This window comes from Marinovum sp. E3, from assembly GCF_055755275.1.
In genome coordinates this window covers 319,717-343,197 of record NZ_JBVTQV010000002.1, presented here as the reverse complement: position 1 = coordinate 343,197, position 23,481 = coordinate 319,717, and the positions used below count along the sequence as shown (strand labels likewise).

Below are 23,481 nucleotides of genomic sequence, written 5' to 3'. Positions count from 1 at the left end.
ACTCATCGCACGCAACTTATCCCCAGACAACAATTTTTTTAAGCTGGTGGATGGCGGAATTCCGATAGCGGTTGGGGGTGCAGTATGGTGGTATGGCGTAAGTATTTGGAAAATAATGATAACCTCTGCGAGAAGGGGCTGTTCGCGAATAAGTTGCCGTGTTGCCTTTGCCTGCCCCCGGGGGACACGGCAAGCTTTGTCTGCGAATCGTGGCACTTACGAAACGCATGACGGCAATCTGGGGCCCGCTCAGATAGGCCCAAGGCGCTTGGCCCGCGCCAGCAACATTCCGACCGAGGACGACTGTCAACGGGTGTGGCAATGCAGCGTGAATTCGTGCCTCGCCTCCGGCCGGCCGCAGATTGCTTGCAACGGAATGCCCGCGTCCGCGTCCTTGATCGCGGCGACATTGGCGGGCAGGCGATCGTCACGCACACAGGCTTTCACGGCGCGTAGCGGGCGGCTGTGCATCCCGTGTTGATCCTGGGGCAGGGGCATGGACGCAAAATCGCTTGGGTAATGTGCAAAAGCCACGTATTTTGCACATATGAAACCGCAAGAATCTACCTTTAATGACCTTTCCGACGATCCTCTCACCACCACCGAAGAGGATGAGGAGACTTCAGAAGAAGATCTCTGGTTCCTGCCGGGGCCGCTCGAAGAAGACCCGGATGATTTGCCTCCCGGGCCACGCGCGCAAACGTCCGAAAAGTCCGTCATCGACGACTGGGCAATGGCGGAAGGCGCCCAGGCTGCGCTTCTGGCAAGGGTGGCCGGGCGCATGGGGGCGCTGGATGACCGGCTGGAGCGCGGCCCGAAAGGCTGGCGGCACAGACTGGCTCTGATCGAGGCGGCGGACCTCAGCTGGTATGCGGGTGATCGGGTGAGCCCCGATCGTCTGGCACTGTGGACCTCCATGCGGCTGTCAGGTGTTCAGGATGATTCAAATGCCTTGGCCCGGATTGGGTGGGCTGTTCGTCGCCTGACCGGTGGCCCGGGCCCGATGACCGATCTGGCGGCCTTCCTGGACCGCCGTGATCCCGAGACCATCGAGGACACTGCCGAGCGGTTCGAAGATCGCGCGGGCGGATGGATAGACGTGATGACGGCAGCGGCCGATCTGCACCCGATCACGCGCGCCTGCATGGGCTTTCATCTCTGGAGCCTGGCGGGCCTCGGCCAACACGGCGACCAGATCGAGGCAACCGTCACAGCAGCTCGGATCGCGGCCGGTGACGGACGCGGTGCGATCTTCGCGCCAATCGCCAAGGGTGGGGCAGGCGGGCTGCGGGCCGCTGGCCTGCCGTTCGAGCGGTTGACCCGCTGGCTGGATGGGATGAACAACGCCATTCTGACGGCGATACGCCATCTGGACGACATCGAAGCCTGGGATGCACGGGCAGACGCCGCGATGGCTCGGCTCTCCGGGCGCACACCGGCCGGTCTCCGCTCTGTATTGACCGAATGGCCTTTGGTGTCGGCCCCAATGGCGGAAGCCTTGACCGGCGCAAGCCGCGCTGCTGTGCAGCGCAACCTGGCCTGGATGGAAGACCGGGGCCTGATTCAGGAAGTGACCGGGCACGGGCGCTACAGGATGTGGCGTATCGATATCCAGGTGAGTTGAAGGAAGCCGCGCCAATCTGTCTTCCGACAGACCTCCGCAACAGACGTTCTGCCCTCCGCCTGCCTGAAGCCGAACACCTTTTGTGCGTCCGGGAACTTCGATGCTTTGATGCGTTTCCGCTCCTCTCCCGGCCAAGGCCTCCATGCGGAAAACGCGATCCAGAAACGAGGGCTTTCCCGGGGATCATATCAGCCCGGTCCGCGGCCACACCCTGGTCTACACCGTGGTTCCTGCCTCGGTTCTCGTAGTGTTTTCTGACCTCAGCCGGTTCGCGTCGCTTGGCGCATTTTCATATCTTGTCATGGCCATGCCGGTGCATTGGGGTGCGTTTCACTGCATGCGACATGAGATCGGTGCAAAGGCCATCACTCTGTTGCGCCGGCCTCTGACGCGGTTGTTCCGGTGGCCTTCACGAAGATGCAACTGGGGTCGGATCCCATGATCGTGTTATATGCTTTTGTCGGGATTGGCGCGGTCTTTGCTTTCCAGCGCATCTAGATGTCCCGTTGATTGGGAGAAGTATGCGAATGACAGTATCGCCTCGCAGGAATGTGGCCGGGTTCAATCTGAAATCCTATCTGCTTTCATCATGGTGGGCGCGCCACTTGATCGTGATTTTGATCGGTGCGGCCGGGACATGGCTGTTCTTGTACAGCCGCATCGAGTGGTCGCCGATGCACCGCTGGAACAGGGCCGTTGGTGATATGTCGATTGTTCTGGTGGCAGCCGCCATGTCGCTTGGTCCCGTGTCGCGTCTGTGGCGCAGTACGGCGGTATTGTTACCCTACCGGCGCGAATTGGGCATATATGCGGTGTTGCTGGCATTCATACACGCCACGATCATCTTGATCGGCTGGGTGAACCTGGATCTCATGCGTCTTGTCGGCTTTGAATTTCACCCGGGACTGCAAAGATACGTCATGGTGCAGCACGGATTTGCGATTGCCAATCTGATTGGTGTCCTTGCATTGCTTTACGGTCTGATTTTGGCCGGTACGTCGAACGACCGAAGCCTCCGGTGGATGGGAAGTTCGGTTTGGAAATTTGTACAGCGGGGAACCTACGTGCTGTGGTGGCTGTCAGTTGTACATACCGGCTACTTTCTGTACCTTCACTTCCTCGATTTTCATCGGGCGACGCCCGAACCGAACTGGGTTCAATGGCCTTTTGCCGGTTTGGTCGGTACCGTCCTGGCCCTTCAGATCGTCGCGTCGTCCGCCACCCTGTACAAAGTACGCCGACGCGGTTCCGCGGCATCTTAGGATCCGTCGCCCGGGCCTTTTGAGAGTGACCCGACCGGTCGCTGCCGGAAATCGAATTCCGTTTGGCGCTGTGCAAGGCAGCCAGATGACGTGACTTTTCGTCTGTCGCGCGACTTTTGTGCCGGCTGTATTGGCGTCTGGCGATTTGCAGCCGTTCGCGAAACCGGCCCGGGCGGAGCTATTCAGATCCGGCGATCAGCGGCCTTTCCACCTGACGCAGGATCGATTTGCGGTGACCTGCCCCCCGCTGGTCCCTCGCTCATGACGAGAGTCTGCCGGTTTGATTTTGGTAGTCGTCGGTTTCGGGCTTGGCAAGCGTGGCAGGCGCGTGACCTGCCCCCCGCTGGTCCCTCGCTCATGACGAGAGTCTGCCGGTTTGATTTTGGTAGTCGTCGGTTTCGGGCTTGGCAAGCGTGGCAGGCGCGGAGCCCTCAAATAGCTCAAGCGCCTGCCGCGCTTGCTTTGGCGTTCTGTTCCCCAGCGAAGAGTGCGGCCTGACGTTGTTGTAATCGTAGCGCCACAGCGCCAGCTTGCGGCGGGCATCGTCGAGGGTATCGAACAGCTCTTCATTGAGAAGCTCGTTCCGCAGGCTGCCGTTGAATGACTCGATAAAGGCATTCTGCTGCGGTTTTCCGGGGTCGATGTAATGCCAATCCACGCCGTTCCTGTCGGCCCATCTCAGGATTGCCCGGCTGGTGAATTCCGTGCCGTTATCACTGACAATGCAAGCAGGCTTTCCGTAGATCCGGACGAGCGCGTCCAGTTCTCGGGCAACTCGCTCACCTGAAATGCTGGTGTCTGCCGCCAGGCACAGGTTTTCCCGGCAGCAATCATCATTCACGGCCAAGATGCGAAACTTCCGCGACGCCCCGAAGCTGTCCGACAGGAAATCCAGGGACCAGCGCTGGTTGGTCTGTGTGGCTTCAGGCATTGGCGTTCTCGAGCCCCGGGCGCGTTTACGGCCCCGCCGTCGTTTCACTGCAAGGCCCTCCTCTCGGTAGAGGCGGTAAAGCTTTTTGTGGTTCATGATCATGCCTTTTCTCTCAAGCAGCACGCCGATCCGCCGGTAGCCGAACCGGCGGCGTCTGCCAGCGATCTCCTTCATCTCCTGGCGGATCTCAGGATGGTCGGGCGGGCGTTCGCGCCGGACCGTCTTGGGGTCGACACCGACAAGCCGGCAGGCCCTGCGCTGCGAGATGCCATGATCCCGCATCGCATTGAGCGCTGCCTCTCGCCGCTCCTTCGGTGCCGTCAGCTTTTTCCCAGCAGGTCTTTCAGAACCACATTGTCGAGCATCGTGTCTGCCAGCAGCCGCTTCAGCTTGCCGTTCTCATCTTCCAGCGCCTTCAGCCGCGCGGCCTCTGACACCTCCATGCCGCCATACTTGGACTTCAGCTTGTAAAAAGTCGCCGGGCTCAGGCCGTGCCGACGGCACACCTCCGCTGTCGGCATCCCGGCTTCCTGCTCTTTGATCATCCCGATGATTTGCGCCTCGGTGAAACGGCTCTTACGCATTCGTCTGCTCCTTTAGAGTTGGCGCAGACTCTACATCATGGTGAGGGATTTTGCGGGGGGCAGGTCAGCGGGTGCGTTCGGTGATCTCGAAACGACCCGGCCACACAGCCACGGCACGAAGTGCGCCTTCAAGCTATTTTGCGAGAGGTGCCCGACTGAGGTCGTTTCCGCCGTCGGCCGCTTTCCTGGCGAGCCGGAGAAACTCCAGACGCTCTGCATCCGTCAGGCCGGTCAGCATGTCGTCCTGCATCGCGCGCACCACGGGTCTCGCGCCAGCGAGCGTGGCGTCACCGAGGTCGGTCAGGGAAAGTTCGCGTGCGCGCCGGTCGCGGGGGCTGACCTTGCGCAGGATGAACCCCTTTGCCTCGAGCCGGTCCACAACACCGCCGATCGTCGCGCGATCATGTGCGATGAGGCCGGCGAGGCTGGCCTGATCGATGCCCGGATTGGCGCAGATCGCGTTCAGGGCAGCGAACTGGATCGGGGTCAGATCGTATCCCGCATTCTTCATGCGGTCCTGGAAGACCGAGGTCGAGATCTGGTTGAGGCGTCGGATCAGGTGACCCGCCATATTGTGGATTTCAAGGTTTTGGGATGAGGTCACCGTCTGTCTCCGCTTCGTCGGCGCAGGCCGCCTTCGTCAATAGTATGCTTACTCACTATCTTGACGCAGCGCAATACATAGTATACTTACCATAAGCATACTTAGCGAAGTGATTCCCCGGGATCACGCAACGGGAGGACCCCATGAAGCATTTTCTGACCGCTCGCCTTGCCGCCTCGACCGCAGCCCTGGCCCTGATGACCTCCGCCGCGCTGGCCGAGAAAGAGCTGCGCATCGGCCTGATCACGCCGCCGCCGCATGTCTGGACGCAAGTGGCCAATCGCATGGCAGACTCGCTGCCGGACGAATCGGGCGACGCGCTTTCGCTGGCCGTCTTTCCCGCCGGACAGCTCGGCTCCGAGCAGGAAATGTTTCAGCAGCTGGGTACCGGTCTGCTTGACGCCGCGCTGATGACCGGCGCGATCAGCAGCCTGCGGGCGCCGTCGCTGGCCGGCTGGTTCACGCCGTATCTTTTCGAGGATGTCAGCGCCGCCGCCGCCGCCGCCGAAACCCCGGCCGCGCAGGAGATGCTGGACGAGCTGCAACGCGCAGGGGTCCAGGGACTGGGCTATACCTTCGCCGGGATGCGCCATATCCTGATGCGCGAGGGCCTGATTGAAACCCCCGACGACCTCGTCAACGAGAAGATCCGCATCGTGCCCTTCCCGGCGATGCAGACCTGGTGGCAGGCGGTGGGCGCCGTGCCGACGCCGGTCAATCTCGGCGACGTCTATTCCGGGCTTCAGAGCGGCTTGCTCGACGGCATCGACATTGACCTTGACGCACTGGTCGGCCTGAACTTTCAGGAAGTTGCGGGCGGCCTCACCCTGACCAACCACATGGCCTTTCCGGCGGTGCTGGTGGTGTCGCAGGCCACCTGGAGCGGAATGAGCGAAGAAGAACGCGCCGCCTTCACCGCCGCGGCGGAAGAGGCGCTGGCCTGGGGCACCGAACAGCAGGTGGCGGCGGAGAGCGCCAATATCGCCTCGCTCGATGGCCAGATCGAGATCGGCCGCGTCGAGAACGGCAACGAGGTCTTCGGCACCGCCAATGCCGCCTTCCAGGAGGCTTACGGTTCCAACGACATCATCAGCCGCTTTCAGGAGCAGGCCCGCGAGGCCGCCCAATGACAGCCGCAACCCGGACCACTGGCACGGCGGAGCAAATCATGCTCCGCCTCTCGGACCGGCTCGTCGCCGTCGAGCGGGTCGTGAGCCGGGTGATGGTGGTGGGCTTCGTCGGCCTGATCACCGTCAATGTCGGCATGCGCTACCTCGCCGGCCGTCCGATCGTCTTTGCCGAGGAACTGGCGGCAATCATGCTGGTCTGGCTGGCCTTCGTGGCAATCTCGATCTCGCTGCATGACCGCGCCCAGATCGGCGTCACCCTGCTGGTCGACAAGCTGCCGGGCTTCGCCAGGCGGGCGATGGAGGTGGCGGTCAACCTGATCATTGCGGCCATCCTTGCGGTGCTGCTGTGGAAATCGGTGGTCTGGGTGAACTCGCCCATGGTGGCCTTCGAACAGGTGATCACCACGGGGTGGAAGAAATGGCCGTTCTTTTTGGTGGTTCCGCTCTTCTGCATCACCGCCTTCATTCACGTGGTCGCGCATATCCTGCGCCCGACCGGCGAACATCATGAGGTGACCCTGTGACCGGCCTCAGCTTTCTTGTCCTGCTCGGCACCGGCATGCCCATCGCATTCGTGCTGATCGCCACCACCTTCGTCTTTCTCTACATGGCCGACCGTCTGCCGGTGCTCGACGCGGTGCCGCAGATCGCCTTCGGCAGCGTCGAGACCTTCGACTTGCTGGCCATCCCGCTCTTCGTGATGCTGGGCGAGATCATGAACGAAGGCGGGCTGACCCGGCGCATCTTCCGCGCCGCCCGCGCCTGGCTGACCCGGGTGCGCCACGACCTGCCTTTGGTCAATCTGATTGCCAACCTGGCACTGGCCGCCATCATGGGCTCGGCCACCGCGCAGATCGCGGTGATGAGCCGCACCGTGGTGCCGGAAATGGAGAAGGCGGGTTACGGCCGCGGCTATTCCACCGCCATCACCGCCGCCGCCGGACTGCTTGGCCCGATCATCCCGCCCTCGATGATCCTGATCATCTTCGGCGTGATCGCGCAGGTCTCGATCGCCGACATGTTCCGTGCGGGCATCGTGCCCGGCCTGATCCTCTTTGCCCTGATGCTGGGCTTGACCCTGTGGCAGGCATCGCGCAACCAGACCCATGGCGCCGCGACCCGTCCGGTCGAGACCAGCCGCATCAAGGCCAGCCTGCCCGGGCTCGCCACCATGCTCATTCCCTTCGTGATCGTCGGCGGTATCAGCTTCGGCGTCTTCACCCCCACCGAATCCGCCGCCGTCGCCATCGTCGTGGCGCTGATCCTCGGGGGACCGGTGTTTCGTGATCTCACGTGGAAGAGCCTGCCGGCGATCCTCGACCGGACGGTGCAGAACTCGGCCATCGTGCTGTTCCTGATCATGGCCGCCAAGGTGTTCGGCTGGGTGCTGACCTTCAACCAGATCCCGCAGGCCGTCGCCGCCTTCATCGCCTCGCTGACCCAGGACCCGACGATCTTCATGATCCTCGTCATGCTGTCGCTGGTCGCGGTGGGCATGTTCCTCGACGGCATCGCGGCGCTGATCATCATGGTGCCGATCCTGTTGCCGGTCGCCACCGCGACCTATGGCATCGACCCGGTGCAATTCGGCATCATGGTCTCGATGACGCTGGTGCTGGGCCTGCTGACGCCCCCGGTGGGTGCCGGGCTCTACATCGCGGCGGCCATCTCCGAGGTGCCGATCACCCGGCTGTCGAAGCTGGTGGCGCCCTACGTGCTGGCCTCGGTCCTGGTGATCTTCATCGTGATCCTTTTCCCCTGGGTTGTCCGGCCCTTCTGAACCCCGCCCCTCTCCCCCTCATCCGAAAGGTAGAAGTCATGACCCAAGAGCTTCCCATCATCATCGCGGGCGGCGGCATCGGCGGCCTCGCGGCAGCCTGCGGCCTGGCCCGCAAAGGCCAACGTTCCATCGTCGTCGAACAGGCGCCCCAGCTGGGCGAGATCGGCGCCGGCATCCAGATCGGCCCCAACGCCTTCCACTGCTTCGATTATCTCGGCGTCGGCGACGAGGCGCGCAGCGTCGCGGTCTATATCGACCACCTGCGCCTGATGGATGCACAGACCGCTGAGGACATCACCTCGATCCCGCTCGACGATCCGTTCCGCAAGTTCTACGGCAACCCCTACGCAGTGGTGCACCGCGCCGACTTGCATGGCGTGTTGCTGAAGTTCTGCGAGACCAGCCCGCTGGTCGACATCCGCACCAACCACGTGGTCACGGGATACGAGCAGGACGGCACCTCCGCCACGCTGCTACTGAAGGACCGCGAGCCCCTCAAGGGCCGCTTCCTGATCGGCGCCGAAGGCCTGCGCTCGCCCATTCGCGGCCAGATGATCGGCGACGGTGAGCCGCGGATTTCCGGCCATGCCACCTATCGCTCGGTGATCCCCACCGAGCAGATGCCCGAGGATCTGCGCTGGAACGCCGCCACCCTCTGGGCCGGCCCGAAGTGCCATATCGTCCACTATCCGCTGAAGGGCGGCAAGGTCTACAACCTCGTCGTCACCTATCACCGCGACGAGAAAGAGGCGATCGCCGGCAAGCCGGTCAGCAAGGAAGACGTGGCGCAGGGCTTCGAGCACATCCACCCGCGCGCCCGCCAGATCATCGAGCATGGCACCGACTGGAAGCAATGGGTGCTCTGCGACCGTGACCCGATCTCGAACTGGGTCGACGGCCGCGTGGCGCTTCTGGGCGACAGTGCGCATCCGATGCTGCAATACTTCGCCCAGGGCGCCTGCATGGCGATGGAGGATGCCGTCGCGTTGTCGCATTGCATCGAGAACCATGGGCAGGACATCGAGGGCGCCCTGCAACGCTACCAGCAGATGCGCATGGTGCGCACCGCCCGCGTGCAGATGAACTCGAGACTGATCGGCGAATACATCTACCACCCCGACGACGCCAAGGCCGCCGTCCGCAATCACGTCATGCGCTCGATGGGCGCCGACGACTGGTATCGCCAGTTGAACTGGCTCTACGGCTCGAACGGCCTCGACGCCGCCGCCGCGACCGACGCGGCCGCGTGAACATCCCCAAACAAGGAGTACCCTCATGAGCTATATCTTCGATCCCGCTCCCGTCCCGACCCTTGCCGTTGCTGATAGCCAAGACCGCATCCCGGTGCGCCGCATTTTCTGTATCGGCCGCAACTACGCCGCCCACGCGGTCGAGATGGGCAAGGACCCGGACCGCGACCCGCCGTTCTTCTTCCTCAAGCCCAATGACGCGGTGGTCGAGGACGGCGCGACCGTGCCTTACCCGCCCGAGACCGAGCACTTCCACTACGAGGCCGAACTGGTCGCGGTGATCGGAGCCGGGGGCAAGAACATCGCTGAGGAAGACGCGCTGGACCACGTCTGGGGCTATGCGGTGGGCAATGACCTGACCCGCCGCGACCTGCAACTGAAGGCGCGCGAGCAGGGCCGGCCTTGGGACCTGGGCAAAGGTTTCGACCGCTCCGCCCCCATCGCGCCGGTGCATTCCGTGTCCAAGGTCGGCCACCCGTCGAAGGGCTTCATCCGCCTGACTGTGAACGGCGAGACCAGGCAGGAGGCCGACCTCGCGGAACTCATCTGGTCGGTGCCCGAGATGATCTCGATCCTGTCGCACTCGATGGAACTGCGCCCCGGCGACGTGATCATGACCGGCACTCCTGCCGGCGTCGGCCCGCTCGCCCCCGGCGACACCTGCGTCGTCTCGGTCGAGGGGCTGGGCGAGTTGACCACGAAGATCGGGCCCAAGGAATGACCCTGAAGCTGCACAACTTCTTCCGGTCGTCGACCTCGACCCGGCTGCGCGCCGCGCTGAACCTCAAGGGGCTGGACTACGATTACGTCCCTTACGCGCTGCGCGACGGCCAGACCCGGACACCAGAGTACCTGCGGCGCAATCCGCAGGGCCTCGTCCCGACGCTGGAGCGCGAGGACGGCAGCCATCTCACCCAGTCGCTCGCCATTATCGAGTGGCTGGAGGAGACCCATCCCGAACCGGCGCTTCTGCCAAAGGATGCAGACGGTCGGGCGCGGGTGCGGGCGCTGGCGCACATGGTGGCGCTCGAGATCCATCCGCTCAACAACCTGCGCGTGCTGTTCTACCTGCGCGATGAATTCGCCGCCGACGAGGCCGCGCAGAAGCAATGGTTCACCCATTGGGTGACGCTCACCTTCGACGCGCTGGAGGCCACGCTGGCGGATAGCCCCGAGACCGGCACATACTGCCACGGCGATACGCCGACGCTGGCCGACCTCTGCCTCTATGCACAGGTCTGGAACAACAAACGCTTCGACATCGCGCTGGACAAATGGCCCACCATCGCCCGCATCTTCGCGGCGCTGGACAGCCTGCCCGCCTTCAACGACGCCGCGCCACCCAACCAGCCCGACGCCGCCTGAGACAAGGAGAGAGCCATGGACAATGCCATGCAACCCGATGACACTCCCGAACTTCGCGCGCTCTACAAGGGGTTCGACGACAAGCACATGATGCCGCTCTGGACCCAGCTGGGCGACCTGATGCCGGTGCACCCCAAGCCGAAGGCGGTGCCGCATGTCTGGAAATGGGCCGACCTGCTGCCACTGGCGGAAGAATCCGGCAAGCTGGTGCCGGTGGGTCGTGGCGGGGAACGCCGCGCCATCGGTCTCGCCAACCCCGGGCTGGGCGGCAATGCCTATATCACGCCGACGCTCTGGTGCGCGATCCAGTACCTGCTGCCCGGCGAGAACGCGCCCGAACACCGGCATTCACAGAACGCCTTCCGCTTCGTGGTCGAGGGCGAAGGCGTCTGGACCGTGGTCAATGGCGACCCGGTGCGCATGTCGCGCGGCGACCTGCTGCTGACGCCCGGCTGGAACTTCCACGGCCATCACAATGTCGCGACAGAGCCGATGGCCTGGATCGACGGGCTGGACATCCCGTTCAGCCAGCAGATGGACGTGGGCTTCTTCGAATTCGGCGCCGAGCGCGTCACCGACAATGCCACGCCCAACTACAGCCAGGGCGAGCGGCTCTGGTGCCACCCCGGCCTGCGGCCGCTTTCGGGGCTTCAGAACACCGTCGCCTCCCCCATTGGCGCATACCGCTGGGAGCACACCGACGCCGCGCTGACCGAGCAGCTTTTGCTCGAGGATGAGGGCAATCCGGCGACGGTGGAGCTGGGCCATGCCGCAATCCGCTACGTCAATCCGACCACCGGCGGCGACGTGATGCCGACCATCCGCTGCGAGTTTCACCGGGTCCGGGCCGGCATTGAAACGCCGGCGCGGCAGGAGGTCGGCTCTTCGGTCTTTCAGGTTTTCGAAGGCGCGGGTGCTGTGGTGCTGGGCGGCGAGACCCGCAAGCTGGAGAAGGGCGACATCTTCGTCGTGCCCTCCTGGGTGTCCTGGTCGCTTCAGGCCGAGACGCAGTTCGACCTGTTCCGCTTCTCCGACGCGCCGATCATGGAGCGGCTCGACTTCATGCGCACGCAGGTCACAGGTCAATGACCGGCAAGGCCAACGCCGCGCGCGACGCCCTGCGCGCGCGGCAAGGGGCGGGAGCGCGCTATGACGCCGAGACCGCGCCGCAGGGCGACCTGCTGCTGGCGCGCCGCGGCACCGCATATTTCGCGCGTAAACTCAACGAATTGCGCGACGAGGACTTGGCCGCGCCCTCGCTTCGCGACGGTTGGAGCAGGCGGCAGCTGATCGCCCATGTCAGCCTTCAGGCGCGGGCGATGGCGCTGGCGCTGAAGGTGCTGCGCGAGCCGCTGATGGCGGAGGAGGCCGAGTGGCAACCCGACCTCGCGCTGGCGGCGACGCTGCCCGCGCGCGCCCTGCGGCATCTCTTCGACCACGCCGTGAAACATCTCGACGTGGAATGGCGCGACCTGCCCGCCGCCGCCTGGGACGGGCCGCCGATCATGCTGGCCGGGGAGGAGATCAGCCCGCGCGACACGCCGGACCTGCGCGCGCGGGACATCTGGCGCGCCGCTATGGAACTCGGCAGCGGCGGGCGGCGGGAGGATGTGCCGAAGCCCTTGCGGGACGCCTGAGGGCGGCCCGTCCTATGCCAGCTTTTCGGCCAGGGGGCTTTCGTCCATCTGCGCCGTGAGCTGCGCGATCAGCCGTAAGGACAGGGCCGTCCCAATCCTCGCCGCCCTCCTGCCATTGTCGCGTCAGGTGCTGCATCGGCGGCGTCGGGTTCTGGTGCGCCTCGAATGGCAACGGCAAGTCGAACTTGTCCGGAGAGTACATGTCCCAGTATTTGCCCGGCGGATTGAACGGGTAATGCGGGTCCGGGAAGGACACGAAGGTGCGGGCAATCGACCCCTGCGCGGTGTCAGCACCAACTCGGCGTCGATCCCGTGCCGGCGGAGGTTGCGCAAGAGCGTCCGCGTGCCCGGCACTTCTTCTGTCCCGACGGTCAGCATCGTCACCTTTGCCTTCTGTTCGAGCGCGGCCATGGCATCGCCGACGGCGCGGGCCGAGGAGCGTTTGCCATCCCAGGCCACCAGCGCGTTTTCGGCCAGCCGGTCCGCCGAATACCCGTCCGGGACCACTGTCACCGGCCGGCCCTAGCGCAACGCGATCAGATCGGGATCGGCGGACATATGCGCCTCGTTCTCGCGTCGGGAATGCACTCCCTTCACCACAAGGTCGAATGTCCGCGCGTATTCCGACAGGGACAGCCCCGCGCCGGCATCGAGATCGACAAACTCGGACCGCCGGGGGCGGACCGTCATGCCGTCTCGGCGCGCGCGGCCTCGGCATTCTTGCGCAGGAACCAGACGACCGAGACGGCCGACAGGATCAGCAGCGCCAGAGCCACCGGGCTATAGATCACTTGCGTCAGATCGTTGTTGGTCAGCGCCAGGGCCTGGGCGATGGATTTCTCGAACCGCGGACCGAGGAAGAATGCGATGATGAAGATCACCAGAGAATAGCCGAAGCTCGTCATCAGGGAGCCCAGCACCGCGAAGATCAGCATGATCGCCACCCCGAACAGCCCGCTCGTCGCCATCGACACGCCGACCACACAGAGCAGGATGGCCGAGGCGAAGATGATCGATTCCGGTGCCGAGACGACCTTGACCCAGATGCGCAGGCCCACCTGGCCGACCCAGAGGTTGACAAAGTTGGCCATGATCATCGCGCCGAACAATCCATAGACCAGCCGTCCCTGGCTTTCGAACAGCAGCGGGCCGGGCTGCATGCCGTGGATCATGAAGGCGCTGATGATCAGCGCCGCTCCGACCGAGCCGGGAATGCCGAGGGTCAAGAGCGGGATCAGGTTCGATCCGACGACGGCGGAATTGGCCGATTCTGACGCCGCGATCCCTTGAATATTGCCCTTGCCGAATGTCTCGGGCTCTTTCGACGACGCCTTTGTCATCGCGTAGGACATGAAGGCCGCCGCCGTCGATCCGATCCCCGGCATGGCGCCCAGGATGGTGCCGATTGTGGCGCCGCGCAGCAGGGTGAAGCGGCAGGACCAGTATTCGGCCCAGGTCACGCGGCGATCATCGGGGTTGCCGGTGTCATTTGTCTCGATGGCCGACTGCACGCCGCCGTGGGCCAGCGGCATGCGGTGCAGGATCTCGGACATCGCCAGCATCCCGATGGCCACTGCGGGCAGGGGCAGCCCGTCGAACACGTCCCAGTAGCCGAAGATCAGCCGTGGCGTGTAGTGCTCGGGGTCCTGCCCGACCGAGGCGACCAGCACGCCGAAGGCGGCGGCGATGACGCCCTTGGTCAACGAATTGCCGATCAGCCCTGCAAGGATCGAGAAGGCGAAGATCATCAGCGCGGCCACCTCGATCGGCCCCATCTTCAGCGCCAGGATGGCGAGCGGCGCCGAGACGGTGATCAAGACGATGTCGCTGAAGGTATCGCCGGTGATCGAGGAGAACAGCGCCATCTTGGTGGCCTTCAGCGGCTTGCCCTGTTTCGCCAGCGGATGACCGTCCAGCGCGGTCGCGGCGGCGTCCGGCGTGCCGGGCGTGTTCATCAACACTGCTGGCACCGCACCGCCCACAAGCCCGCCCTTGTTCACCCCCACGAGGAAGGCGATGGCGGGCAGGGAGTCCAGCCCGAAGGTGAAGGGAATGGCAATCGCCATCGCCATGATCGGCCCGATGCCGGGCACCGCGCCCACCATCTGGCCCAGGGTGACGCCGAGCAGCACGAAGGCCAGGTTGTAGAGCGTGAAGGCATCCCCGAAACCGGCCAGGATCGTCGCAAGGTCAACCATCGTTCCGCCTCCTTACGGCAATGCGCGCCCAAGCACCTGGGCCACGAGAAACCACGTTGCGGCGGGCATGACGAACACGCCGCCTGCCAGCCAGAGCGGACGTCGTTCTCCGATCAGCCACATGATGGCCAGCGCCAGCACAGGGGCCCGCGATCTCGAACCCGAAGTGCGACATGGCGAAGGTGCCCGCCGCCAGCACAGCGGAATACAGCCCGGCGCGGGCGATCAGCCGCGGGCTGCGCATCATGTGCGTGCTGGGCTTGACCACCAGCAGCGCCCCGCAGGCGGCAATGACAAGCGCCATGACATTGGGAAGGGTGTCCGGCGCCAGGTTTCCGCCATCGACCGTCTCGATGTAGGTCGGGTTGACGCGGAAATACATCGCCAGGCCGAACAGCACGAAAAAGACACCCGAGGCACGATCAGCAGCAGTCATTCTATCCTCCCGCGTGAATGGATGCCCCGCCACGATCTGCGGCGGGGCCAGGACTTATTTGCCGAACAGCACCTTCGAAGCGGCAGGCCCGTCGGTCATCATCTTGTGCGTGCCCTCCGGGCCCAGGTTCAGCGACTGGCTCTGCGTCGCGTTCTTGACGATCTCGGCCACCTCCGGCGATTTCACCGCCTCGTCGATGGCCGCGGCAATGGCCTCCACCGCAGCCGGAGCGGTGCCGGCGCGCATGGCGAGGAAATAGACCGGGTCGACATAGGCCTCGACACCGATTTCGCTGAAGTTCTTGGCCTCGGGCGCATAGCTCAGCGCTTCGGGGCCGGCGCTGCCTATCACCTTCATGTCGCCGGATTCGAGATAGGGAAACTGCTCGCCGGCGGCGAAGCCCACCATGACCTGGCCGCCCAGGATCAGCTTGAGCACCTCGGCCGCGCCATCGGCGTTGACGATATTGAGCTCGGCTCCGGTCTTGGCCATCGTCTCTTTGAGCAGAAGCACCTGCGGCGGGGCCATCGCGGTGACGGGCAGGTTGCCCTGCTCCTTGGCATGGGCCACCATGCCCGCGAGATCGTCGAACGGCGCATCCTTGCCGGCCACCACGGCCAGTTCGGTGCGGGCCACGGTGCCAAGATAGTCGAAGCTGTCGGTATCGAAGGGCAGCTGATCGCCGCGCTGCACAAGCTGCACCAGCACCGGGATGCTGACGCCTATGCCCACGGTCCGGCCATCGGCCGGGCGCTGGGAAATGCCGGTGAACATGGCGACACCGCCGCCGCCCGGCTTGTTCTCGACCACGGTGGGCCAGCCGGTGTTGTCCTGCATCACCTTGGCCAGCACCCGGCCCATGGTGTCGGTGGAGCCACCGGCGCCGAAGCCGATATTGATGGTCAGCGGGCCCTTCGGCGCCCAGTCCTGGGCCATCGCCGGGGCGGTCGAAATCAGCGCGCTCAGGCCGAGCGCGAGCAATCTGGCTGTCAATTTCATGGGGTCTCCTCCTCAAGACTTCCGAGTGTCAGGCGATGATTACGCCCTCGTCCGACCGATAGAGCCGGTCGATTTCGCCGGCATTGCCCGCACGCAGAGCGCGCTGGTTCAGGCTGCCTTTTTCAGTGACTTCGCCGCGGTCAAGCGTCGGCTCCTGCGCCAGTATCCTGGCCCGCCTTACCCGGCTGGCCGACCCGGTCGCGGCCTTGGCGGCAGCGGTCAGCCGTTCGGAAAGCGTCGCCTTCAATTCGTCGGGCGGCATCTGTCTCGCGACGTCCGACAGCCAGAGCAAGGCACCGAGCTGACTTTCGTTCTCGCCCACGATCACCGCGTCGCGCACAAGCCCGGAAAGATCGTCCACCAGCTTGGCGCGCACTGCGCCGACGGCGACCCATGTGCCGGTCGACAGCTTGAAGTTCTCGGCCACGCGGCCATCGAAGTAGAAGCCGCGCGAAAAATCCTCGGGGTCCGCCGGACGCAGCGCGTCGCCCATGCAATAGAAGCCCTCGTCGTCGAAGACCTCGGCGGTCTTCTCCGGCGCGCCGTAATAGCCCGGCGTGATCGACGGCCCCTTGAGCCGCAGCTCGAGCTTGCCGTCGGTCGGCACCAGCTTGAGCGTCAACCCCCGCGACGGTACGCCGACGTTTCCGGCGGTCTCTTCCAAGTCGGTCCAGGCCAGGGCAAAGGGCGCCGTTTCGGTTGAGCCCAGGCCCGTCGCCAGCAGTACGTCGTGGCCCGTCGTCTCTCGCCCGATCTTCATCAGCTTGTCCCAGGTGTGCTGGGCCATGCCGGCGCCGGCGTAGAACATCATGTTCAGCCGGGAATAGAAGGTCTCGGCCAGCACCTTGTCGCGGGCCAGCTCGCGGGCGAGCATGTCGTATCCGATGGGCACGTTGAAATACCAGGTGCAGGCGATTTCGCGCAGGTTGCGCAGGGTCTCGTCGAACTTGCCGGGCACCGGGCGGCCATCGTCGATGTAATAGGTGCCGCCATTGGTCAGCACGAGGTAGGCGATCTTGTTGCCGGCCGCCGTATGGTTCCAGGGCGCCCAGTTCAGCACCACCGGCGGCTCGTTCTCCAGGAAGGAGTAGCAATCGCGCACCATGGCCTGCATGGCACAGATCATCCGGTTGGTGTTGATCACCGCCTTGGGCGACCCGGTTGAGCCGGAGGTGAACAGATATTTGACCACCGTGTCGGGGGTCAGTATCGCCCGCGCGGCCGCGGCCTCGGCCTCGGCAGGGTCATGCGCGAGGAGGTCGTCGTAGCGCGCCGCACCCGCGACATGGTTGCGCGCGGTGATCGCCTTGCAGTCGCCCTTCACCAGCACTTGCAAAGCTTCGGCAAAGGTGGCCCCGTCATCGGCGAAGATCGCCCCGGGATTAAGCGTCTCGACACTGCCTTTCGCCTTTGCGGCGCCTTCGGACACCAGCGAATAGGCGGGCGAGATAGGCGCATAGGGGATGCCCACATAGGCACAGGCGATCCCGAGGATTGCATGCTCGAGGCTGTTTTCCGACAGGATCAGCAGCGGGCGGTCTGGCCCCAGCCCCATGTTCAGCAAGGCGGCCCCTGCGGCCCGCGCCTGATTGCGGGCCCTGCCGTAGCTCACCTCGATCCAGTCTCCGTCCGCCCCGCGACGGGCGATCCAGGTCCGGTCGGGCGCCTCATTCGCCCAGCGGTCAAGATAGTCGGCCAGAAGCTGCGGATGTTCGGGCAGATCCTCGACATGGCGCATGTAGACGGTGCCGTCGTCGCGTTTGTCATACGTGAATTCGGGGGTCCAATACCGGCGGTCTCTTCCATCTTGCCGCAAAGTTACCACGAGATCCTCCCATCGAAGCGTTTGCCGATTGGCATAATAGTTATAAGGCATATCTGTTATTGTCCATCTCTTTTTTGAGATCCGGGACATCAGACGTTGACGAAAGTAGTTATGCGATACAATCATGATGAAAGTTAACGAAGGGTGGCAAGATGGATGTCATGGGAAATACCGCGCTGGTCACAGGTGGCGGAAGCGGGCTGGGGGAGGCGACCGCGCGCCATCTGGCCGGGCTTGGCGCCAGAATCGCGATTGTCGATTTCGACGGCGGGCGTGCCGAAGCCGTGGCCGCAGAAATTGGCGGCATCGCCATTCGAGCGGATGTCAGTGACGCCGGGGCGGTGAGTTTCGCCTTCGATGAGGCCGTGAGCAAGCTCGGCGAGGCGCCGCGTGCGGTTGTCAATTGCGCCGGCATTGGCACCGCCGCTCGCATCCTCGCCCGCGACGGCGCGCTTTCGATCGACGTGTTCGAGCGGACAATCCGCGTGAACCTGATCGGCACCTACATCGTGATGAGCCATGCGGCGAAGCGCATGGCGACGCTCGAGCCATTGGCGGACGGAGAGCGCGGCGTGATCGTCAACACGTCGTCCGTGGCCTGGCAGGACGGCCAACTGGGCCAGGCGGCCTATGCTGCGTCCAAGGGCGGGGTGGCATCCATGTGCCTGCCTGCGGCGCGGGAACTGGCGCAGAGCGGTATCCGGGTGATGGCAATCGCCCCGGGTCTTTTCAAGACACCGATGATGGCGGGCCTGCCGGAAGAGGTCGCCGCCAAGATCACCGCCAACATTCCCTTTCCCGCCCGCCTCGGCGCGCCGGGCGAATTCGCCATGATGGCGGAGCAGATCATTTCCAATCCGTTCCTGAACGGAACAACCATCCGGCTGGACGGCGCAGCCCGTCTGCCGCCGCGATAAGGAGCCACCCCATGTCGGACTTTTTGAAAGTGGCCGTCGAAGGGCCCATCGCCACCCTGACGATGAGCCGCCCGGACAAGCGCAACGCCATGTGCGATGAACTGGTCGATGCGCTGGATGCCTTCTATTCGAAACCGCCCGAGGGCGTGCGCGTCGTGATCCTGACTGGGACGGACGGTCACTATTGTTCCGGTCTCGATCTGTCGGAACATGTGCGCCGTTCGGCCGAACAGGGGCTCTATCATTCGCGCCACTGGCACGCGGTGATGGAACGCATCCAGCTGGGCGGACTGATTACCGTGTCTGCCATGTTCGGGGCCGTGATCGGCGGCGGGATGGAGCTGGCGGCCGCCACCCATGTGCGGATTGCCGAGGCCTCGACCATCTTCCAGCTGCCCGAGGGGCGCCGCGGCATCTTCGTGGGCGGCGGGGCCACTGCCCGCGTCGGACGTCTGCTCGGCGCCGACCGGATGACCGAAATGATGCTGACCGGGCGCAAATATGGTGCCGAAGAGGGCTTGGCCCTGGGTCTTGCCCACTATGCCGTGGGCGAAGGAGAGGCGCTGGCGCTGGCGCGGGAGCTGGCCGGCAAGATCGCGCGCAATGCGCCGCTGTCGAATTATCTGATGGTCCAGTCCATCGCCCGCATCAACGACATGTCCCGGACGGATGGCCTCTTCACCGAGTCGCTGGCCGCCGCCCTGTCGCAGACCACACCGGACGCGGAAGAGGGGCTGACAGCCTTTCTCGAAAAACGCGCCCCCGTCTTCAGGTAATCACCATGGCAAAAGCTGCGAAATCCATCACCCCGCCCGAGAAGGTCAATGACGAGACGTTGCGGGCGCACGTCGGCTATCACATGAAGCGCGCCTTCAACATCGTGCAGGCCGATCTGACACTGACATTGAAACCGTTCGAATTGCGGATGCTGACCTATACCGCGCTCGCCCTGATCGTCGGCAACCCCGGTCTCAGCCAGGCGCAACTGGCCCAGGCGATGGGCATCGAACGCCCCAACCTGGTGGTCATCGTCGACGAGCTGGAACGGCGCGAGCTGATCGTGCGCGACAAAGTGCCCACCGACCGGCGCGCCTATGCGCTGACAGCGACCTTGGCCGGCCGGCGCCTCTTCGGCAAGGCCAACGCCGCGGTCATTGCCCACGAAAACCGGTTGTTCGCCGATATGGACGATGCAACCCGCGCCACGTTGACCGACGCGCTGTCACGGATCCGCAAGCAGGAAAAGACTTGAGCGAGAAGGAACAGGACAGATGGTAGATATCTCGAAGGTCCGCGCGATCGACATCCATACCCATGCCGAAGAACCCTGCGGCTGCCATTCCGACGATGGCTATGACGATCTTCAGGCGAAGATGGCCCAATACTTCAACGCCAAGATCGTGCAGCCCACGATCGACCAGACTGCCGCGCATTTTCGCGAACAGAACGTCGCCGCGGTGATCTTTCCGGTCGATGCCGAACGCGAGACCGGCTATCGCCGGTTTTCCAACGACGAGGTGCTGGAACAGGTTGCGCGCAACAGCGATATCCTGATCCCCTTTGCCTCGATCGACCCGTGGAAGGGCAAGATGGCGGTGCGCGAGGCGCGGCGCCTGATCGAGGAACACGGCATCAAGGGCTTCAAGTTCCACCCGACCATGCAGGGCTTCTATCCCAATGACCGGATGGCCTATCCGTTCTACGAACTCCTCGCCGAGCACGGGTGCATCGGGCTCTTCCACACCGGTCAGACCGGCGTCGGATCGGGTATGCCCGGCGGCAACGGGATGCGGCTGAAATATTCCCACCCGATGTACCTCGATGACGTGTCGGTGGACTTTCCAGACATGAAGATCGTCATGGCGCACCCCTCCTTCCCCTGGCAGGAAGAGGCGCTGGCCGTGGCGCAGCACAAGCCCAATGTCTACATCGACCTCTCGGGCTGGTCGCCGAAGTATTTCCCCGAGATCCTCGTGCGCTACTGCAACTCGATCCTGAAGAAGAAGGTGCTGTTCGGGTCCGACTGGCCGATGATTACGCCAGAGCGCTGGCTCAGCGATTTCGAGCAGATCGCGATCAAGGATCACCTGCGCGAGGACATCATAAAGAACAATGCCGCCCGGCTGCTGGGCCTGATGGGCTGACCCCAACCGCCGCCGACACAGGTCGCGCCCGCGTCCCCCATCGGGGGCGCGGACAGCCCCCTTTTGCCCGCTCCCCATAAGGACCCTGAACATGAAACCGTTCGAAGCGCCTCTCGACGACATCCTGTTTTCGCTCGACCACGTGGCGGGGGCCGGCGCGCTTGCGGACTGGGACGGCGCGTTGGCGGGTGAAATCCTCGGCCATTTCGCCGCCTTCGCCGAAGGCGTCATTGCGCCGCTTGACGAGCCGGGCGATGCCCAGGGGTGCCGATTGGAAAACGGCGCCGTGAAGATGCCCGACGGCTTCGCGGCGGCCTATGCGGAGCTGGCCGAAGGCGGCTGGCAGGGGCTGACCGCACCCGAGACCTTCGGCGGCATGGCACAGAACCAACTTGTCGCCGCCGCCGTGTCCGAGATCTTCTCCGGCGCCAACCACGCCATGCAGATGGTCTGCAACCTTGTTCCCGGCGCGGTCGCGACGCTTCTGCGCTTCGGGTCCGAGGCGCAGCAGCAGACGTGGATCCCGCGCCTTGCCGCGGGCGAGGCCCTGTCGACCATGTGTCTGACCGAACCCGGCGCCGGCTCGGACCTGACGCGCGTGCGCTGCAAGGCTGAAAAGGTCGGCAATGGCTGGGCAATCACCGGCGAGAAGATCTTCATTTCCGGTGGCGATCAGGACATGTCGGACGACATCCTGCACCTTGTCCTTGCCCGCACCGGCACGCGCGAAGAAGGCATCAAGGGACTGTCGCTGTTCCTGACCGGCAAGAAGGCGGCGGGTCGCACGATCTCGATCACCCGGATTGAGGAAAAGTTGGGCCTGCATGCCTCGCCGACCTGCCAGATGGCCTTTGACGGCACCCCGGCGCAATTGGTGGGCGAAGAGGGCGCGGGGCTGGCCGCCATGTTCACGGTGATGAACCACGCCCGCATCGACGTGGCGCTGCAAGGCGTGGCCCACGCCAGCCGCGCCCATGACATCGCCAGAAGTTATGCCGACGAACGGGTTCAGGGCCGCCGGCCCGACGGCTCTGAGGCGGTGCTGTCGGATCACGCCGACGTGCGCCGGATGCTCGATGAACAGCGCGCCTTGACGTTGGGCGCGCGCGGCATGGCGCATCTCACGCTTGTCGCGCTTGAGCGCGGTGACAATCCGGCGCTGGTCGATTTCCTGACACCGCTCTGCAAGGTCTTCTGCTCCGAGGCCGGCATCCGCGCGGCAGACCTCGGCATCCAGATTCTTGGCGGCTATGGCTACCTGCCCGAATACCGCGTGTCGCAGACCTGGCGCGACGCGCGGATCACCTCAATCTACGAAGGGGCCAATGGCATTCACGAGCTGGCCACCACGACCCGCGGGCTGAAGCTGCACGGCGGCGCGGGCGCCGACGCGTTTCTGGCCATGATCGGCAACCTGACGGATGATGCGGATGTGCTGTCGATTTGCAGCCAGTGGCGGGAGACGCGGGAAACCGTTCTCGCTGCGCGTGACCCCGCCGCGCTGGCGCATGACTTCACACAGCTGACTTGTGAGCTCTTCCTTCGCGCGGTCTGGGCACGCATCGCAGACAGCGAGGATCCGGAAATGATACGCCTCAGGGAGTTCGTGATGCGAAGGCCCCTTCCGGTCAATTTCCCGTTCTCGGGCAATGGTTGACGCGGCAGGAGTGGTGATTGCCACGTGGTATTCGATCTGGATGCCGTTGCCGCCGTGCATGTCGCGGGCGTGGCGTGCAATATCCGGCGCCTTGCCGCAGTTGTTGCGCTTGATGAGCGAGACCATCTCGGGCGCAAACCGGCCTTCGTCGAACAGCCGCCCAACGCGCAGCGAGGCCTGAAGCCCCAGCGCGATCGCGGTTTGCATGTCGGCCAGTTTCTTCTGGTAGAGCTGCGTGGCGGCCAGCGGGCAGTCGAACTGCTTGCCGCCGGGGCCGTATTGCCGGGTGCGGTGGAGACAGTCTTCGGCGGCGCCCATCACGCCTGCCAAATCGGGCCCGGTTCAGGCAGCCGAAGGGCCCGCCCATGCCCTGGGCATCGGGCAGCAGCGCATCTTCGCCGACCTCGACATTGTCCATCACGATCTCGCCGGTGATCGAGGCACGCAAGGACAGTTTTCCGCCGATCTTCGGTGCCGACAGCCCCGTCATGCCCTTTTCAAAGATGAAGCCGAGCACCTTGCCGTCATGCGCCTCGGAGTTGGCCCAGACCACGAAGACATCGGCAATCGGGCTGTCGGAAATCCACATCTTCGAGCCGATCAGGCGATAGCCGCCGTCGGTCTTGACCGCGCGGGTCTTCATGCCCGAAGGATCGGAGCCGGCGTCCGGCTCGGTCAGGCCGAAACAGCCAATGTATCGCCACTGGCAAGCTTGGGCAGGTATTTCTGTTTCTGTTGTTCCGAGACTTACGCGTAGATCGGGAACATGACCAGCGAGCTTTGCACCGACATCATCGAGCGATAGCCGCTGTCCACCCGCTCGACGGCGCGTACCACCAGCCCGTAAGAGACATAGGACGCGCCGACCCCGCCGTATGCCTCGGGGATGGTCACGCCCAGCAGGCCGAGCGCGCCCACTTCGCGGAGAATCTCGGGATCGGTGTGTTCGTTGAGATAGGCCTTTTCGACGCGCGGCAGCAGGCGGTCTTGGGCAAACTGATGTGCCGTGTCGGAGATCATGCGGTCTTCTTCGGAGAGCTGGTCATCCAGCAGGAACGGGTCTGCCCAGTTGAACGGGCCGCCTTTCAGGGATGTTGCGGACAATGCGGGTCTCCTTCAGCCCGCCAACCTTCCGCCG

General features: G+C 64.3%; 22 protein-coding genes and 2 pseudogenes. 15 read left to right on the top strand and 9 right to left on the bottom strand.

From position 1 onward, the window contains the following. Nucleotides 1-306: 306 nt before the first annotated feature. A pseudogene (locus AC0J5K_RS19035) lies at nt 307-495 on the bottom strand (recombinase family protein); the annotation flags it as partial. Nucleotides 496-547: 52 nt separating this feature from the next. On the opposite strand from AC0J5K_RS19035, the gene AC0J5K_RS19030 reads away from it, so the two are divergent. Both AC0J5K_RS19030 and AC0J5K_RS19025 read left to right on the top strand, forming a co-directional pair. After that, a complete protein-coding gene (locus tag AC0J5K_RS19030) occupies nt 548-1,624 on the top strand; it encodes a hypothetical protein (protein ID WP_274565897.1) in 1,077 nt (358 codons plus the stop codon). Nucleotides 1,625-2,151: 527 nt separating this feature from the next. Next, entirely contained in the window at nt 2,152-2,886 is a 735-nt protein-coding gene (locus AC0J5K_RS19025) for a ferric reductase-like transmembrane domain-containing protein (RefSeq protein ID WP_053083403.1), read from the top strand. Between the two features lie 355 nt (nt 2,887-3,241). Here the strand turns inward: AC0J5K_RS19025 and AC0J5K_RS19020 are convergent. Then, a protein-coding gene (locus tag AC0J5K_RS19020; protein WP_203277091.1) for an IS3 family transposase occupies nt 3,242-4,401 on the bottom strand; the annotation gives its coding sequence in 2 pieces (ribosomal slippage) (nt 3,242-4,143 and nt 4,143-4,401; 1,161 coding nt in all). Between the two features lie 133 nt (nt 4,402-4,534). After that, nucleotides 4,535-5,005, bottom strand: coding sequence for a MarR family winged helix-turn-helix transcriptional regulator (locus tag AC0J5K_RS19015; RefSeq protein WP_306456253.1), 471 nt, complete (start codon nt 5,003-5,005; stop codon nt 4,535-4,537). 143 nt (nt 5,006-5,148) lie between these two features. Between AC0J5K_RS19015 and AC0J5K_RS19010 the strand changes: the two genes are divergently transcribed. Genes AC0J5K_RS19010 through AC0J5K_RS18975 form a run of 8 tightly spaced genes read left to right on the top strand, consistent with a single transcriptional unit; the run spans nt 5,149 to nt 12,167 of the window. After that, nucleotides 5,149-6,135 carry a TRAP transporter substrate-binding protein gene (locus AC0J5K_RS19010; protein ID WP_074837542.1) on the top strand — a complete coding sequence of 329 codons (987 nt, stop codon included), beginning with the start codon at nt 5,149-5,151 and terminating at the stop codon, nt 6,133-6,135. A gap of 38 nt (nt 6,136-6,173) precedes the next feature. Continuing rightward, on the top strand, nt 6,174-6,659 hold the full coding sequence (locus AC0J5K_RS19005; protein ID WP_074837543.1) for a TRAP transporter small permease: 486 nt from the start codon (nt 6,174-6,176) through the stop codon (nt 6,657-6,659). Then, nucleotides 6,656-7,915 (top strand): TRAP transporter large permease, encoded by a 1,260-nt coding sequence (locus AC0J5K_RS19000; protein WP_074837544.1) that lies wholly within the window; start codon nt 6,656-6,658, stop codon nt 7,913-7,915. The genes AC0J5K_RS19005 and AC0J5K_RS19000 overlap by 4 nt, the downstream gene beginning before the upstream one ends. A gap of 38 nt (nt 7,916-7,953) precedes the next feature. Continuing rightward, nucleotides 7,954-9,165: a 3-hydroxybenzoate 6-monooxygenase gene (locus tag AC0J5K_RS18995; protein WP_074837545.1), complete on the top strand. Its 1,212-nt coding sequence runs from the start codon at nt 7,954-7,956 to the stop codon at nt 9,163-9,165. Nucleotides 9,166-9,190: 25 nt separating this feature from the next. Next, the gene (locus AC0J5K_RS18990; RefSeq protein WP_074837546.1) at nt 9,191-9,886 is read left to right on the top strand and encodes a fumarylacetoacetate hydrolase family protein; all 696 of its coding nucleotides are present in this window, start codon (nt 9,191-9,193) and stop codon (nt 9,884-9,886) included. Continuing rightward, the gene (maiA, locus tag AC0J5K_RS18985; RefSeq protein WP_074837547.1) at nt 9,883-10,530 is read left to right on the top strand and encodes a maleylacetoacetate isomerase; all 648 of its coding nucleotides are present in this window, start codon (nt 9,883-9,885) and stop codon (nt 10,528-10,530) included. The genes AC0J5K_RS18990 and maiA overlap by 4 nt, the downstream gene beginning before the upstream one ends. Nucleotides 10,531-10,545: 15 nt before the next feature. After that, entirely contained in the window at nt 10,546-11,619 is a 1,074-nt protein-coding gene (locus AC0J5K_RS18980) for a cupin domain-containing protein (protein ID WP_211568917.1), read from the top strand. Continuing rightward, nucleotides 11,616-12,167 (top strand): maleylpyruvate isomerase N-terminal domain-containing protein, encoded by a 552-nt coding sequence (locus tag AC0J5K_RS18975; RefSeq protein WP_074837548.1) that lies wholly within the window; start codon nt 11,616-11,618, stop codon nt 12,165-12,167. The genes AC0J5K_RS18980 and AC0J5K_RS18975 overlap by 4 nt, the downstream gene beginning before the upstream one ends. Before the next feature lie 522 nt (nt 12,168-12,689). Here the strand turns inward: AC0J5K_RS18975 and AC0J5K_RS18970 are convergent. From AC0J5K_RS18970 to AC0J5K_RS18950, 5 genes are read right to left on the bottom strand one after another with little or no spacing between them, the layout of a single operon-like run. Beyond that, nucleotides 12,690-12,857 carry a hypothetical protein gene (locus tag AC0J5K_RS18970; RefSeq protein WP_170850571.1) on the bottom strand — a complete coding sequence of 56 codons (168 nt, stop codon included), beginning with the start codon at nt 12,855-12,857 and terminating at the stop codon, nt 12,690-12,692. Then, nucleotides 12,854-14,365, bottom strand: a complete 1,512-nt coding sequence (locus tag AC0J5K_RS18965; RefSeq protein WP_274564417.1) for a tripartite tricarboxylate transporter permease — start codon at nt 14,363-14,365, stop codon at nt 12,854-12,856. The genes AC0J5K_RS18970 and AC0J5K_RS18965 overlap by 4 nt, the downstream gene beginning before the upstream one ends. Next, nucleotides 14,358-14,801 (bottom strand): tripartite tricarboxylate transporter TctB family protein, encoded by a 444-nt coding sequence (locus AC0J5K_RS18960; protein ID WP_274564419.1) that lies wholly within the window; start codon nt 14,799-14,801, stop codon nt 14,358-14,360. Before AC0J5K_RS18960 ends, AC0J5K_RS18965 begins: the two co-directional genes overlap by 8 nt. Nucleotides 14,802-14,855: 54 nt before the next feature. Continuing rightward, the gene (locus AC0J5K_RS18955; RefSeq protein ID WP_074837552.1) at nt 14,856-15,800 is read right to left on the bottom strand and encodes a Bug family tripartite tricarboxylate transporter substrate binding protein; all 945 of its coding nucleotides are present in this window, start codon (nt 15,798-15,800) and stop codon (nt 14,856-14,858) included. Between the two features lie 28 nt (nt 15,801-15,828). Beyond that, nucleotides 15,829-17,538: a feruloyl-CoA synthase gene (locus AC0J5K_RS18950; RefSeq protein WP_283639029.1), complete on the bottom strand. Its 1,710-nt coding sequence runs from the start codon at nt 17,536-17,538 to the stop codon at nt 15,829-15,831. Nucleotides 17,539-17,777: 239 nt separating this feature from the next. Here AC0J5K_RS18950 and AC0J5K_RS18945 point away from each other — a divergent pair, with 239 nt between their 5' ends. The 5 genes from AC0J5K_RS18945 to AC0J5K_RS18925 all read left to right on the top strand — a co-directional run bounded on the left by AC0J5K_RS18945 (nt 17,778) and on the right by AC0J5K_RS18925 (nt 22,343). Beyond that, nucleotides 17,778-18,542: an SDR family NAD(P)-dependent oxidoreductase gene (locus tag AC0J5K_RS18945; RefSeq protein WP_074837553.1), complete on the top strand. Its 765-nt coding sequence runs from the start codon at nt 17,778-17,780 to the stop codon at nt 18,540-18,542. An 11-nt stretch (nt 18,543-18,553) separates the two neighbouring features. Further along, the gene (locus AC0J5K_RS18940; protein WP_074837554.1) at nt 18,554-19,318 is read left to right on the top strand and encodes a crotonase/enoyl-CoA hydratase family protein; all 765 of its coding nucleotides are present in this window, start codon (nt 18,554-18,556) and stop codon (nt 19,316-19,318) included. A gap of 5 nt (nt 19,319-19,323) precedes the next feature. Further along, a complete protein-coding gene (locus AC0J5K_RS18935) occupies nt 19,324-19,794 on the top strand; it encodes a MarR family winged helix-turn-helix transcriptional regulator (protein WP_074837555.1) in 471 nt (156 codons plus the stop codon). A 19-nt stretch (nt 19,795-19,813) separates the two neighbouring features. Then, nucleotides 19,814-20,686 carry an amidohydrolase family protein gene (locus tag AC0J5K_RS18930; RefSeq protein ID WP_074837556.1) on the top strand — a complete coding sequence of 291 codons (873 nt, stop codon included), beginning with the start codon at nt 19,814-19,816 and terminating at the stop codon, nt 20,684-20,686. 91 nt (nt 20,687-20,777) lie between these two features. Beyond that, nucleotides 20,778-22,343 (top strand): acyl-CoA dehydrogenase family protein, encoded by a 1,566-nt coding sequence (locus AC0J5K_RS18925; RefSeq protein ID WP_274564427.1) that lies wholly within the window; start codon nt 20,778-20,780, stop codon nt 22,341-22,343. A gap of 21 nt (nt 22,344-22,364) precedes the next feature. Here AC0J5K_RS18925 and AC0J5K_RS18920 read toward each other — a convergent pair. Next, nucleotides 22,365-23,432: pseudogene (locus tag AC0J5K_RS18920) on the bottom strand (acyl-CoA dehydrogenase family protein); the annotation flags it as partial. Nucleotides 23,433-23,481 lie beyond the last annotated feature (49 nt).